Annotated in this window: 13 protein-coding genes and 1 pseudogene; 7 read left to right on the forward strand and 7 right to left on the reverse strand. The window is 55.7% G+C overall.

The genetic code is table 11. The annotated features are described in order from the left end of the window. Positions 1 to 8: 8 nt before the first annotated feature. Entirely contained in the window at positions 9 to 722 is a 714-nt protein-coding gene (gene phoU / locus IQ241_RS14440; protein WP_193908360.1) for a phosphate signaling complex protein PhoU, read from the reverse strand. Positions 723 to 939: 217 nt separating this feature from the next. Between phoU and psaM the strand changes: the two genes are divergently transcribed. Beyond that, positions 940 to 1035, forward strand: a complete 96-nt coding sequence (gene psaM / locus IQ241_RS14445) for a photosystem I reaction center subunit XII (protein ID WP_193908362.1) — start codon at positions 940 to 942, stop codon at positions 1033 to 1035. A 110-nt stretch (positions 1036 to 1145) separates the two neighbouring features. Here the strand turns inward: psaM and IQ241_RS14450 are convergent, their stop codons facing one another. Then, entirely contained in the window at positions 1146 to 1286 is a 141-nt protein-coding gene (locus IQ241_RS14450; RefSeq protein WP_228021724.1) for a hypothetical protein, read from the reverse strand. Between the two features lie 69 nt (positions 1287 to 1355). On the opposite strand from IQ241_RS14450, the gene IQ241_RS14455 reads away from it, so the two are divergent. Both IQ241_RS14455 and ribBA read left to right on the forward strand, forming a co-directional pair. Continuing rightward, positions 1356 to 1757 carry a slr1601 family putative cell division protein gene (locus IQ241_RS14455; protein ID WP_193908366.1) on the forward strand — a complete coding sequence of 134 codons (402 nt, stop codon included), beginning with the start codon at positions 1356 to 1358 and terminating at the stop codon, positions 1755 to 1757. Between the two features lie 126 nt (positions 1758 to 1883). Beyond that, positions 1884 to 3620 (forward strand): bifunctional 3,4-dihydroxy-2-butanone-4-phosphate synthase/GTP cyclohydrolase II, encoded by a 1737-nt coding sequence (ribBA, locus tag IQ241_RS14460; protein WP_193908368.1) that lies wholly within the window; start codon positions 1884 to 1886, stop codon positions 3618 to 3620. Positions 3621 to 3631: 11 nt separating this feature from the next. Here ribBA and IQ241_RS14465 read toward each other — a convergent pair whose 3' ends face one another. Then, complete coding sequence (locus tag IQ241_RS14465; RefSeq protein ID WP_193908370.1) at positions 3632 to 4996, reverse strand: S41 family peptidase; 1365 nt, start codon at positions 4994 to 4996, stop codon at positions 3632 to 3634. Positions 4997 to 5347: 351 nt separating this feature from the next. Here IQ241_RS14465 and IQ241_RS14470 point away from each other — a divergent pair, with 351 nt between their 5' ends. Both IQ241_RS14470 and IQ241_RS14475 read left to right on the forward strand, forming a co-directional pair. Next, entirely contained in the window at positions 5348 to 6001 is a 654-nt protein-coding gene (locus tag IQ241_RS14470) for a YdcF family protein (RefSeq protein WP_193908372.1), read from the forward strand. Between the two features lie 49 nt (positions 6002 to 6050). Then, a complete protein-coding gene (locus tag IQ241_RS14475; RefSeq protein ID WP_193908374.1) occupies positions 6051 to 6857 on the forward strand; it encodes a creatininase family protein in 807 nt (268 codons plus the stop codon). A gap of 134 nt (positions 6858 to 6991) precedes the next feature. On the opposite strand, the gene IQ241_RS14480 is transcribed toward IQ241_RS14475, so the two are convergent. The 4 genes from IQ241_RS14480 to IQ241_RS14495 all read right to left on the reverse strand — a co-directional run bounded on the left by IQ241_RS14480 (position 6992) and on the right by IQ241_RS14495 (position 11300). Next, on the reverse strand, positions 6992 to 7324 hold the full coding sequence (locus tag IQ241_RS14480; protein ID WP_193908376.1) for a P-II family nitrogen regulator: 333 nt from the start codon (positions 7322 to 7324) through the stop codon (positions 6992 to 6994). Positions 7325 to 7459: 135 nt separating this feature from the next. Next, positions 7460 to 8575 carry a sodium-dependent bicarbonate transport family permease gene (locus tag IQ241_RS14485; protein WP_193908379.1) on the reverse strand — a complete coding sequence of 372 codons (1116 nt, stop codon included), beginning with the start codon at positions 8573 to 8575 and terminating at the stop codon, positions 7460 to 7462. 939 nt (positions 8576 to 9514) lie between these two features. Beyond that, positions 9515 to 10777 (reverse strand): PAS domain-containing sensor histidine kinase, encoded by a 1263-nt coding sequence (locus IQ241_RS14490; RefSeq protein ID WP_193908381.1) that lies wholly within the window; start codon positions 10775 to 10777, stop codon positions 9515 to 9517. Then, positions 10764 to 11300 carry a hypothetical protein gene (locus IQ241_RS14495; RefSeq protein ID WP_193908383.1) on the reverse strand — a complete coding sequence of 179 codons (537 nt, stop codon included), beginning with the start codon at positions 11298 to 11300 and terminating at the stop codon, positions 10764 to 10766. The genes IQ241_RS14490 and IQ241_RS14495 overlap by 14 nt, the downstream gene beginning before the upstream one ends. Before the next feature lie 179 nt (positions 11301 to 11479). On the opposite strand from IQ241_RS14495, the gene IQ241_RS14500 reads away from it, so the two are divergent. After that, positions 11480 to 12274 (forward strand): response regulator transcription factor, encoded by a 795-nt coding sequence (locus tag IQ241_RS14500; RefSeq protein WP_193908385.1) that lies wholly within the window; start codon positions 11480 to 11482, stop codon positions 12272 to 12274. 294 nt (positions 12275 to 12568) lie between these two features. Next, positions 12569 to 12734: pseudogene (locus IQ241_RS14505) on the forward strand (transposase); the annotation flags it as partial.

Below are 12734 nucleotides of genomic sequence, written 5' to 3' on the forward strand. Positions count from 1 at the left end.
CTCCCGACTCAAAACCGCTCACCTGTGACGACGTAGGTCACCCGGCGGCCCACGTTAGTCGCATGGTCGGCAATTCGCTCCAGCGCCCGAATCACCAGAACCATCAGGATCACTGGCTCGACGATGCCAGTTTCGCAGGGCGACTTGACCAGGCGCTGATAAAGTCGGGCGTAGTCATCATCAACCGCATCGTCTTTCCGTTTGATCTCCCGGCCGGCGACCGAGTCTAGCTCTGAAAGTGAAATCAGGCACAGGGCGACCATGGAGCGACAGCGGTCGAGCATGACCTGAACCTCGTCCATGCAGTCGGGCACCGGGTAGGGAAAGAGCTGAATAGCCGAATTGCCAATGCTCTTGGCGTAGTCACCGATCCGCTCCAGGTCGCGGATCATCTGCATGAAGGTGCTGACCAGCCGCAGGTCTTGAGTGACGGGGGCCTCTAGATTGAGCAGGTTAACACAGTCTACTTCGATCTGACGATAGAGCTGGTCAATTTGCTTGTCCTGAATCGGAATTTTACGGGCGGCTTCCAGGCTGCGATCGCACAGGGCCTCCCGCGCCAGCAGACAGGAATTTTCGACCAAAGCGCCCATTCTCAGCACGTCGTGCTGGATACGCATAATTTTCCGATCGAGGCTGGGGCGCTGGGGCTGCGGCTGTCCCGAACCTGAGCTAGACGGTTCGACAATGCCGTTGGTCGTGTCTGAGGAGGGAGTCGCCATTGCTATATCAGCCAATATCATCGGGGAAAACTGCTACGGGCATCTTGCAGGGAGCGACGGGGCAAAATCTGGCGCAGAATTTTGACGGTGCAGCCAACAGTCAGCGAACGCAGCGGACGCTGTTAAAGTTTGTAACAGCTGTTGGCGTAGCCCTCGCGTTTTTTACCATTTTGCAGAATCATTATAGAATTAATTCTCATACGATGGGGAAACCTCTATGTCTTTATCAGATACTCAGATCTTTGTCGCACTAGCTGTTGCGCTCATCCCGGGATTTCTAGCTTTGCGCCTATCTACCGAACTCTATAAGTAAATTAGATCAAGTAAAGTAGGTCAGGCCCGAACGCTCTGTACTCATCTGTACTCAGTAGACGCCGGGCTCGTGCCCACTTAAATAGCCCCTCCCGCATCGCTTGGGAGGGGCTATTTAATGGTGGTTAAAGCATTCAATTGGACATTTCTATCAGAAATGCCAAAAAGCTGCTGAAAGATCGTGAAAAAAATAGGCTTTGCCCCCATAATGATGGCGGCTGCGGTTGAGCCCAGGCCAGCGGCAGCCATCATATATATCCTTGGCATACCCCTGGTCATCGCCTTTGGTAATTGCCTCTTGTAATAGGTAGATCCTTTTCTATGACTGCTGTTAGACGTACCGATTTTTTACAGCCCTCACCTCAGCCCCGCCCTGTCCCGTCGCAGCGGCGCGCCTATCGTGCTAAAAGGCGGCTCCATGTCGGGGCGCGGCGGGCTGCGGCGATGGAAGTTTCGGTCAAGCTGACGGTCAATTTGGTGCTAGCGGTGATTGCCGGAACGACCATTGCCAAGCTGGTGCCTTACTACCAGTCTCAGCAGAGCCGTCTCGATGTGCTGCAAACGTCAGTCCAGCTTTCTCAGCAAGAAAATGCCAAACTATGGGCCAGCTTCAGTCGCAGCTTTGATCCCGCCCAGGCGGGCCTGATTATGCAGGAGCAGAGCGGTCGCGAGTCGCCCAATCAAAGACCGGTGATTTGGCTTAAACCAGCTGCTGAGGAATAATCATCCGAACCCGGCGATCGTTTTCAAGTGATGCGGGTCGAGCCCAAGGCGATGGCAGGCGGTTTACAGTCGGCGCTTTACAATCAGAGAAGAAGCGTTTCAAACCGTCATTCCTGAGAAGCTGCCGTGTCCCCACCGCTCGATCACTCTGATTCTGCTCCCGACAATCCGACCTTTCAGTTCGACTCGGTTGAGTCGGCGCTGCTCGATTTGGCGGCGGGTCGCTCGATTGTAGTAGTGGATGACGAAAACCGCGAGAACGAAGGCGACGTGATCTGCGCTGCGCAGTTTGCCACACCCGACATGATTAACTTTATGGCGGTGGAGGCGCGAGGGCTGATCTGCCTAGCCATGACTGGCGAGCGGCTGGATGCCCTCGACCTGCCGCTGATGGTGAGCGGCGGCGCGTTTGAAGACGAGAACGAGCAGACCGCCTTTACGGTCAGCATCGACGCTGCGCTGAAATGGGGCGTCACGACGGGAATCTCCGCTGAGGACCGGGCCCGCACTATCCAGGTGGCGATCAACCCGGAAGCCCAGCCTCAGGATTTGAGGCGGCCGGGTCACATCTTTCCGCTGCGGGCAAAGCCGGGCGGTGTGCTGAAGCGGGCCGGGCATACTGAGGCCGGGGTAGACTTGGCCAAGCTGGCTGGGCTTTACCCGGCGGGCGTGATCTGCGAAATTCAAAACCCTAACGGCTCGATGGCGCGGCTGCCAGAGCTGGTGGCCTATGCCCGACGACACCGGCTAAAGCTGATCAGCATTGCCGACCTGATTAGCTATCGCCTCCAGCACGAGCGGCTGATCCAGCGCCAGGCCGTGGCCGAGCTGCCCACCCAGTTTGGCCAGTTCCAGGTTTATGCCTATCGGCATCAGCTCGACGGCTCGGAGCATATTGCCCTGGTTAAGGGCGACCCGGCGACTTTTCAGTCTGGGCCAGTGATGGTGCGAATGCATTCGGAATGCCTGACTGGGGACGCTCTGGGATCGCTTCGCTGCGACTGCCGGATGCAGCTGCAAGCGGCGCTGAAGATGATTGACAATGCCGGCCGGGGGGTGGTGGTCTATCTGCGGCAGGAGGGTCGCGGCATTGGCCTAGTCAATAAGCTCAAGGCCTATTCACTCCAGGATATGGGCTTAGATACGGTGGAAGCCAATGAAAAACTCGGGCTGCCGGTAGACCAGCGCAACTATGGTATGGGAGCCCAGATTCTGCTCGACCTCGGCGTCCGCCAATTTTGCCTGATTACTAACAATCCTCGCAAGATTGCTGGGCTCAAGGGCTATGGTTTAGAGATGGTCGATCGGGTGCCGCTGCTGATTGAGGCCACCTCCTACAACGCTGGCTATCTGGCGACTAAGGCCCGGAAGCTGGGGCACCTGCTGCTGCAAACCTATCTGGTGACCATTGCGATTCAGTGGCGCGAGCCCCCTGCCCGCCCATCTCGCCGCTATGAACGGCTGGAAAAGCTGCGCTATCTAGCCCGGCAGCACGGACTGCTGCTGCAAGAGGAAGCCCGGCCGGTGGCGGTGGCGCTATTCGACCGGGCATCGCTGATTTTTCACCTTGGCCTTGACCAGGCCAAGCTAGCCGCCCAGGACTGGTATCGGGAGCCCGACCATCCCTACGTAGGCGCGATCGCGGCCCTGCTCGACGAGCTATCCAGCTGGCCTGACCTGCACCAGCTGGAATTTTTAATCTCCTCCGGCAGCGACCCCTTCACCCAGCTCCAGGTGAGGCTCGATCGGCAGGTCTTTAGCTGGCCTAGCGACGACGCGGCGGCGGTGAGACCCTCAGACCTCTGCCGGGATTTGGAAATGCAGCGGATTTATGTTTTCTCCCGGCACGGGGTCAACGAATAAGCGCCCGGGCTTTAATTGTGCCCGAGCTGCTGTCCCAGCTGCTGCACTGGGGGGGACAGGGGGGCAGTCGCGGCCGCCTGCTGCCGCTGTGCCACAACCGGCTCCAGCGCCCTAACCGCCTGCACAAACTGGGGATCGGCGGCGGTGCCCAATAGGGTCGGGTTGCGGGAGAGCGCCTGCTGCTGGTCGTCGGTTAGGCTGATTTCCACGTCGGGCGTGATCCCCTGCTGGCTGATGTCGGTGCCGGCTGGAGTGTAATAATGAGCCACGGTTACCGCAATTCCAGAGCCATCGGGCAGCCCATGCAGGGACTGCACCAGCGCTTTACCAAAGGTAGGATTGCCCACAACGACAGCCCGATTGTGATCCCGCAGCGCCCCGGTCAGAATTTCGCTGGAGCTGGCTGACTGACCGTTGACTAGGACGGCAAGTGGCAGGTTAGTAATGTCGGTGCGGTTGGCCGAAATGACCTCGCTATGGCCATCGCGATAGACGGTGCTGACAATCGTTCCTCGGGGCAGCAGCATGCGCCCGATGTCGATGCTGGCATGCAGCAGACCGCCCGGATTACCGCGCAGGTCGAGGACAAATGCCTCAGCCCCCTGCGCGCTTAGCCTGCTGATGGCGCTCTGCATCTGCTCGGCCGCGTGGGCGCTAAACTCAGTCAGGCGAATATAGCCCACCTGCACATTCCCCTGCTGCTGAAGCTCTGAGGTGACGGCGGCTACCTGGAGCTGCTCGCGGGTGAGAATCATCGTGTCTTGCTGGCCGGTTTGGCTCCGCTTTAGCGTCACCGTCACCTGCGAACCCTGCTCGCCGCGAATCAGCTGGGAGACGCCCTCCACCGTTAAATTTTCGGTGGAACGGCCATCGATCATCAGAATCTGGTCTCCAGCCTGGATGCCCGCCTGCTGGGCCGGTGAATCGGGCAGCAGGTCTAGTACGAAGATATCGCCGCTGCTGGGCTCGCGACGCAGCTGTAGGCCAATTCCCGAAACTTCCCCTGAAGTCTGCTCGGTGAGGCTGGCATACTGCTCTGGCTCGAGAAAGCGGGTGTAGGGGTCCTCAAGCCTTCTAAGCGCTCGCTTGAGCTCGTCGTAGGCCGCCTCTGGAGAGCTATAGTCGCGGCCGAGCAGCTCTTGCCGCACCGCGAGCCAATCGACCCGATTAAAGGAGGTATCGACATATTCTCGATAGACAATTTGCCAGGCTTCATCTAAAACGGCTTTGGGACTGTTCTCAAACGAAGCCTGGGCGGGATTAGGGGAGGTTAAGACAGCTGCTCCAATTGCCACTGGACCAGTCGGCAAGAGCAGCGCCGCAGCAACGCCAGCGGCAAAAGGATTGAGGAAAGCCGGAACGCGAATGGATTTCATTTAGGCAGCCAGAGGAATTCAAAATAGAGCAGCAGTCGTCCTGCCAGTTAGACTTAGCCAGCGGACCTGGGTAGATGCGGTATAGATAAACACCGGAAGCTACGGATGGTGGGCGGTGTAGGGGTTTGTCTAAGGGGGCTTCCCCCATAACTTAATCAATTAAATCGACTCCGTAAATAGGGGCGTCCGGAAGAAATGAGGCGGATTTCAACGATTTTGCTTAAGCATGGCAAGATCAGGGCCTTAAATGTGCTCCAGCATACGGAAATACCGGCTGAAAGACTAGCTTTCGCCGAAAGCCGGCTAGATTCGGTAAACTTTATTGAACTAAAGTTCGTTTTTATTGCCGGAATGAATTTACGTAAGCGAAGCAGGCGGCGGTGGGTCAGGCGAGCTTTGCTGGGGCTGGTTGGGCTGGTAATGGTCAGCGCGATCGCGAACTTATTTCAACTGCGAGCGGCAGCGGCTCGCCCGGTAGATGCATACCTGGTCTTGGGCGGCAGCATCCGCCGAGAGATCTACATGGCCGAGCAGGCGATCGAAGTCCCTATTCTGATCTCAAGCGGCTCTGCGGACCCCTGCATTCGGATTCTGTTTGAGCGAACCGGTGCTCCTCTGTCCCAGGTCTGGCTAGAGAAATGCGCTCGCTCAACGCTGGGAAACTATGCCTTTGGCCTGCCGATTCTACAGCGCTGGCGGGCTCGCCATGTGCGGCTGGTAACTTCGGCGTCTCACCTACCTCGAGCCCTATGGATGGCACAGATTTTGCTCGGTGCCCACGGCATCTGGGTGGAGCCCGACCTAGTCACTGAGCAGGGCGTCCCTGGCAATCAGGAATCGCCCTTTAAGACCGGCCTCGACTTGGCTCGCAGCCTAGGCTGGGCCATCGTCAGCCAGATCTATCAGCCCGACTGTGCCCAGGTCGTCCGCCTAAGCGACGTCAGCCTGGCCGACTGGCAGGCGCAGGGCTTCGTCTGTGAGCACCAAGGCGACATTGAGTCGTAGATCATTTCAACAGCTGTCAACATTGGCCCACCCGAGCCAGAACTCATTTATGCATGGCTACATTCCCCCTGAGCGGTTCTTCCCCTATCTCACCTGGCAAGACGTCGATACGCTATTGGACAAAGCGCGAGCGATTATCATTCAGCCGGTAGGGGCGGTAGAGCAGCACGGGCCGCATCTGCCGCTGATTGTCGATGCCGCCATTGGCGCTGCCGTGGTTGGGCAGGCCCTGCATAAGCTAGAGGCAGGCATCCCGGCCTACTGCCTGCCGCCGCTTTGCTACGGCAAGTCCAATGAGCACTGGCACTTTCCGGGAACGGTGACGCTCTCGGCCCAGACGCTGATGCTGATGCTAACAGAAGTAGCAGAGAGTCTTTACCGGTCTGGCTTTCGCCGGTTAGTTTTGGCCAATTCCCACGGCGGCCAGCCGCAGGTGCTGGAAATTGTCGCCAGAGACCTGCACCAGCGCTACAGCGATTTTGTAATTTTCCCCCTTTCAGTTTGGCAGGTGCCGCACGCGGCGGCAGACCTGCTCAGCCCACAGGAGCGATCGCAGGGTATCCACGCCGGAGACGCAGAAACCAGCGTCATGCTATCGCTGCTGCCTGACCAGGTGCAGATGACTCGAGCCGTGAAGGAGTACCCCAGCGGCCCGCCTGCCGACAGCCTGCTCAGCCTAGAGGGCAAGCTACCCTTTGCCTGGACCACCCGAGACCTGAGCGCCAGCGGCGTTGTGGGCGACCCGACGACCGCTACCGCTGAGAAGGGCGATCAGATGCTGGCGATGCTGTCAGACGGCTGGGTTGAGGTACTGCGGCAGATCTATCAGTTTCAGCTGCCGTCACCTGAATTGTAATTAGGCCGCGCTGACGCGGTTTCATCGTGGGCATAGCGATCTAACACTGGGAATACAGGCCCCAAGGGTACGAAACACGGCCACTAAAAAGCCGGGGGCATGCCCCCGGCTTTTTAGGTCTGCGTCGTCTCAATTTAACAGCCGTCTGGCCCACAGAACTTGTGCGCGTACAGTACCTCTGCGTCACAGATATAGGCGATACCCGAATAATCGTCGAAAAACTCCAACGCGAGCTTGTCCGAAATCTTCAGGGCCATATCCCGATTTTCGGTGAGCACCTCGAACTTGATATTGGACTGGGTGTCGGAAACGCTAGGCTGTCCCGACGAGCGCACGTTGCGGCTGCCTTTACCGCCAGCTTCCACCACCGTGTAACCGGTTGCCCCGGCTTCATCGATGATCTTGGCGAGTTTTTTCAGCAGTAACTTTTCCGTAATGATGACGAGCTTAGTGGCTGGCTTGGCCATGTGGGTTACCTCTCGATATGTGTATTCATTGAACTTAATAGAAACTCAGGAAAACGGCAGCACAGCGCGAGATCGCGCCGATTTAGCTGCGTTGGTCGCCAGGCGAGAGCACCGGCAGACCATGCCCCTCTAGGTTCAGCCGCCTAGCGTCTGAGCAAGCCCGATGAAGAGCGGTATTCCTATGGCAATCGCAATTGGTGTGCCGATGGCCGTGGATGAGCCGATGTAGGCAGAGGGATTAGCCGACGGGATACCACCTCGCAACGTGGGCGGCCCTGAGATGTCTGAACTGGAAGCGGCAATGATGGCTAAGAGCGCGACGCCACCAGGACTGAATCCCGTGGTGATGTGGGCAATGTAGCCGAGACCAAAGGCAATGAACCCGTGCAGCAGCGGGGCCACTAGGGCATATACAGCATACCACTGGGCCACCTTGCGCAGTTCACCAAGCCTTGCCCAGGCCTCCATACCCATAACCAGCATCAGGATCGAAAGCAGACCACGGAAGAGGGGCTCATAGAAGCTCTCAAAGACACTTTCCGGACGGGTTAGCAGGCCTAGAGCGAGGCCGATTAGCAGTGCCGATAGGGCAGAGCCTTGGAGACTATCCTTAATGATGGGCCATATCTTCACCCGGTCGTCTGCGGAACCGCCCGGCTCGCTGGCATAGCCACCTGTGGAACCGCCCGGCTCGCTAGCATAGCCGCCTGAGGCAACAGCTTCTTTTTTTAGATATGCCTCATTTTTGAGATACTTGTCGCGCTTCCGCTTGCGGGTATAAATGCTGGCCAAGACGATTGCCGTCACGAGTGCTGGAATGTCCATGAAGGGATAGAGAGCGCCAGCCCAGGCCTCGTATTCAATGCCTTGCCCTTCCATGACCGTTATCCCAGCGGCGAGGGTAGAGCCACTTACGGCCCCGAACAAGCCCCCGGTTGCAAGGGCATCTACGGTTCTAATGCCCGGCATCTTGGCCAGCGTCACGCTCGCGATGAACACGATCAGGATCCCGGTTATCACAGCGAACAGCGCGGGCAACAGCATCTCCGCTATATTGGCATTGCGGATCGCAATGCCGCCGCTCAAGCCGACTTTAATGAGCAGCATAAAGACGATGAACTTATAGATCGCATCTGGAATTGCCAGTCGGCTACCGAGGGCAGCAACGACTATACCGCCAAGCAAAAAGCCGAGGGTTGGGGATTGCAATTGCGACCCGAATTTCGTCAAAAAATCGGCTAAAAAATCCACGTTGTAATTCCTCCTTGAATCAGATATTAAGGGTTAGGACGGTAGGCAGGCGTGGCCGCGAATCCTGGGTGGCTGGCTCCACGCATCCGGTTGAGCAGCGAGCCAACCCGCCACTCCATTATTTTGGGCTTATTGCCCTTGGTTGCCGCTTCACTTTCACTCCCCCAAGTAGAAAGAATAGAGAGGCTTAGAAGCTTTTTAAAAAGACCAACGACGGCCCATGACAACCTATAGACAGAAGTCTATCTAAACTTCAATTTCTATGTAGCTAAATCTATCTTATTTTGTTCCTCGATAGATCGTTTTACCTGCTGATCATAGAGAAAAATAGCCAATGTCAAATATAAACTAAGCTTATGTCTAACTCTTTGCCAATATTCTTCGCTAATGTAAACAGGGAACTGTCTAGCGATAGAAGATATGGGACCACTGCGATCGCGAGTCCACCTAGAGCACCCGTTTCGAGACACCAATCGAGTTTCGGATGTCTAGTCCCTCTCCGGACTGACCCAGTTAAACCCTTAGCGATCTACCTAACTTGGCTAGACCTATGGGTAAGCGACTTAGGTCCGATCGCACTTGCCGATCAGACCTAAGTCGCTCTGTCTATGAATTATTGTTAAAAAAAGTAGGGGTGGGAGGCACCCCTACGCTTACACAGGAGCCTATTGAGGCAGTTGAGACAATGCCGCGAGAAATTATTCTCGCTGTGGAAAGCGTGTCAGTGTCCATAGGATACTGAGCATCAATGATTGGCTTAAATCAATTATTGATTGTTTTTCCATTAGTTTCAGTCTATCTCAGAATGCTGCAAAATATCGGCGGTTTCACCTTGTTTAGATAAAACCTAGCAATCTGCTCTATAAGCAACGTTTTTCTGGATGCCCTCTTCGCACGCTTTGGGCTAACCCGTGCTGTCCATGAATTTAGGAAAGGGATTTAGGAAAGCGACAGCGGCAGCCTGACGGTAAATATGCTGCCCCGGTTGAGTCGGCTGCTGACGGAGATTTTGCCCTGCTGCAAGTCTACGAACTGTTTGACAATGTTTAGGCCCAGGCCCGTACCGGGAATGTTGCTGACGTTTTTTCCCCGGTGGAAGGGTTCGAACAGATGGGGCCGATCGTCTGGAGGGATGCCGATACCCTCGTCCTGCACTTTGAAAATAGCCTGATTTAAACGCTTTGAGAGCCGCAGCTCTATGGGCTTATGATCGGGGGTGTAGCGGACGGCATTGTGCAGAAGGTTAGTGAGGACAGACCTCAGCAGCCGTTCATCCAGATCGGCGATCATCTGCCGACTCTGACTGGAGAAGCGAATCGGCTGTTCGGAACGGGCGTAGCTGTTTTCTTCAATCAGGGTTTGACAAAACTGGACTAAATCAAGCGGCTGGGGTCGGACGGAGAGAATTTTTTCTTCGATCTTGCCAATCACCAGAATGTCGTCGATCATCTGGGTCATGCGCTCTACATTGCTTTTGATGTTGAGCAGATAGTCGGACTTTTGCTCGGGCGTGAACTGGGCGTCGTAGCGATTCAGCGAAGAAACAGACAGGGCAATGTTGTTGAGCGGATTGCGAAATTCGTGGCAGACCATAGAGGTGAAGCGCGATCGCAGACTATTCATCTCTTTGAGCCGCTGATTTGCCTTAAACAGCTCAGCTGTCCGGGCCTGGACCTTCTGTTCTAAGTCTGCATTGGTTTGGTGTAAAACGGCCTCGGCCCATTGGCGTTCCGAAATGTCTCGAAAGGTGACCACTGCGCCAATCAGCTGCCCGGTTTCATCATGCAGCGGCGTGCTGATGTACTCGACGGGAAAGCTGCTGCCATCCTTCCGCCAGAATACCTCGTCGGTAACCCGGCGGACGCTGCCGTCGCGAAAGGCCTGGTAGATGGGGCAGTCCTCCCGGGGATAGGTCTGCCCGTCGGCATGGGAGTGATGCAGCACCGCATGCATGGACTGCCCAATGAGCTGATCGATCTCCCAGCCAATCATATTGGCGGCGGCAGGGTTGACAAAAGTCACATTCCCCTGCAAGTCCAATCCGTAGACGCCCTCGCCGACCGCGTTGAGAATGAGATGGTGCTGCCGTCGCAGGGTCGCGAGTTCTTGATTGGGCTGCGCGGACTGGGACGGCAGCCAGTAGTACTGCTGCGATTCACTCGGTTCTAGGCCGCCCGCATCTGATCGATCAGAGATTGGCATCGCGCTTGCCTGGATGCCGCAGCTGACGCATCATCCACTCTCCTAGCCGCCAGCCAAATGCACCCGCCATCCCGGCTGCGATCGCCAGTCCCCCAATCTGCCAGGGCTGGGTCAGGAGCTCGGCAAACTGCCCACCCAGCATCAGTCCAGCACTGACTAAGCCAATGACTGCGGCACTGACAAAAAACACGACCGTTGCCAGGAGTCGATTTCTGCTAGACCGATAGTTACCGCGAAAAAACACGACGGCTTCCGTCAATAGAGTTGTCAGCACGAGATAGAGCGTAATCGCTGGCGAAATTGGCATGAGCAAGAGCGCTAATGGCAAAATCATCAGCGCTACGCTGCCCCGGTGCTTCAGCCTAGCCATGCCCCAGTTGAGAAAGATGCCGCCGATAGGTGCCCAGGCAACCAGTTCTAGGAATGGGGGTACCAACTTACCAATCACAAAAACAGACGCCACCATTCCGAAGGTCATGAGCGCAGCAAAGCCATAGTCTCGTAGCTGCCAGGGGGACTTCATCGCAAATTAGACTCAATACCACTTCAATACTGTATCAACTGGTCGGCAAAATATTTGGAAATGGGCCCAGCTGGATCTTCTCTGTGCCGTAAAGCGTCAACCCATTCTTTTGTAGCGCAGCATACTAAAGCCGAGGCTTGAACCCTCTAAGAATGAGGTGGGTCAATCAGAACGCATCGATGGCTAAAAAAATTCTGGTAATCGAAGATGAAGCCCAAACCCGCGGAATGTTTTTGCGCTGTCTGGCCTTCGAAGATTTTCAAGCCTTTGGGGCTGAAAACGGCGTTGTGGGCGTTGAGCTGGCCCGGACCCATCTGCCCGACCTGATCGTCTGCGACATTATGATGCCTGACATGGACGGCTATGCAGTGCTGTCAACGCTGCATCAGGCCCAGGAAACGGCTTCAATTCCGCTGATTTTTCTCACCGCTAAAGCGACCCTGGCAGACCTGCGCAGCGGCATGTCCTTGGGTGCCGATGACTACCTGACTAAACCCTGCACAATAGAACAGTTTTTAGCCGCTATTACAACTCGACTAAAACGCAAAGCGGCTCTTGCGAACCCCCTTCACGCCGCTCCAGAAAGCCAGCCTAACCAAGCTGAAGTATCTCCTAATGCGGCGGTTTCACCGCCCGAACCAGAATCTATCTTTCCCCACTGCCCGCAGCTTAATTCAGTCTTTGAGTTTATCGAACAACATTATCAAGAACCGATCAATATTGACGCGGTTGCTGCCGCAGCGGGATACTCTTCGCCCTATCTAACCCATCTGCTACATACCCAGACGGGCCGTACGATCAAGCGCTGGATCATTGAGCGGCGAATGGTTCAGGCTCGATTTCTATTAGCAAATACGGACCAGCCGATCAGAGCAATTGCCGAAGCCGCAGGCTATAGCGATGCGGGCTATTTCAGTCGTCAGTTTCGCAAAATGCATTCTATGACACCACAAACCTGGAGAGAAAAGCTGTAGCTAATCTAACCGTTTTTTCTCTAACTCGCCGCTCCCCAAAAATATCGAAAGAAAGTTCAGTCAGCTGTCCCGAAAACGTCCAATGTAATTCTTTTTAAGGCCTGATAGATTACGAAATAACAGCCGATAGCCTGTCAAAGTCAGCCTATCAGGCATTGCTCTAGTAGCATGAATCAGGACGCTATGGTTTTTACTTCTTCGGGGCTTTGTTGCACAAATCGTTCGATAGGCAGTTGTGATGAGCAAGAATGAATCGATACGGTTGAGATAATAGTCGAAGTAAGGGAGAGCATGAAAAGCCGCTACCGCATCTGCAACTGGTCAGAGTATCATGCCGCCTTGGAGGCCCGAGGGAGCCTGACCGTTTGGATAGATGAAGGGGTGCTGAGCGCCTGGAAGAACAAGCAAAAGACTGGCAAGCGAGGCGCGTCGAATACCTACAGTGACCTAGCGATAGAGA

It is taken from the genome of Vasconcelosia minhoensis LEGE 07310 (assembly GCF_015207255.1).
Taxonomy (GTDB): Bacteria; Cyanobacteriota; Cyanobacteriia; order Phormidesmidales; family Phormidesmidaceae; genus Vasconcelosia; species Vasconcelosia minhoensis.

What these genes read in the sequence shown, in the direction of transcription:
- IQ241_RS14490 (WP_193908381.1), bottom strand. Translation starts at nt 10,777, where the DNA reads ATGCCAATCTCTGATCGATCAGATGCGGGCGGCCTAGAACCGAGTGAA.
- phoU (WP_193908360.1), bottom strand. Translation starts at nt 722, where the DNA reads ATGGCGACTCCCTCCTCAGACACGACCAACGGCATTGTCGAACCGTCT.
- IQ241_RS14450 (WP_228021724.1), bottom strand. Translation starts at nt 1,286, where the DNA reads ATGATGGCTGCCGCTGGCCTGGGCTCAACCGCAGCCGCCATCATTATG.
- IQ241_RS14495 (WP_193908383.1), bottom strand. Translation starts at nt 11,300, where the DNA reads ATGAAGTCCCCCTGGCAGCTACGAGACTATGGCTTTGCTGCGCTCATG.
- IQ241_RS14465 (WP_193908370.1), bottom strand. Translation starts at nt 4,996, where the DNA reads ATGAAATCCATTCGCGTTCCGGCTTTCCTCAATCCTTTTGCCGCTGGC.
- IQ241_RS14480 (WP_193908376.1), bottom strand. Translation starts at nt 7,324, where the DNA reads ATGGCCAAGCCAGCCACTAAGCTCGTCATCATTACGGAAAAGTTACTG.
- psaM (WP_193908362.1), top strand. Translation starts at nt 940, where the DNA reads ATGTCTTTATCAGATACTCAGATCTTTGTCGCACTAGCTGTTGCGCTC.
- IQ241_RS14455 (WP_193908366.1), top strand. Translation starts at nt 1,356, where the DNA reads ATGACTGCTGTTAGACGTACCGATTTTTTACAGCCCTCACCTCAGCCC.
- IQ241_RS14500 (WP_193908385.1), top strand. Translation starts at nt 11,480, where the DNA reads ATGGCTAAAAAAATTCTGGTAATCGAAGATGAAGCCCAAACCCGCGGA.
- IQ241_RS14470 (WP_193908372.1), top strand. Translation starts at nt 5,348, where the DNA reads ATGAATTTACGTAAGCGAAGCAGGCGGCGGTGGGTCAGGCGAGCTTTG.
- IQ241_RS14475 (WP_193908374.1), top strand. Translation starts at nt 6,051, where the DNA reads ATGCATGGCTACATTCCCCCTGAGCGGTTCTTCCCCTATCTCACCTGG.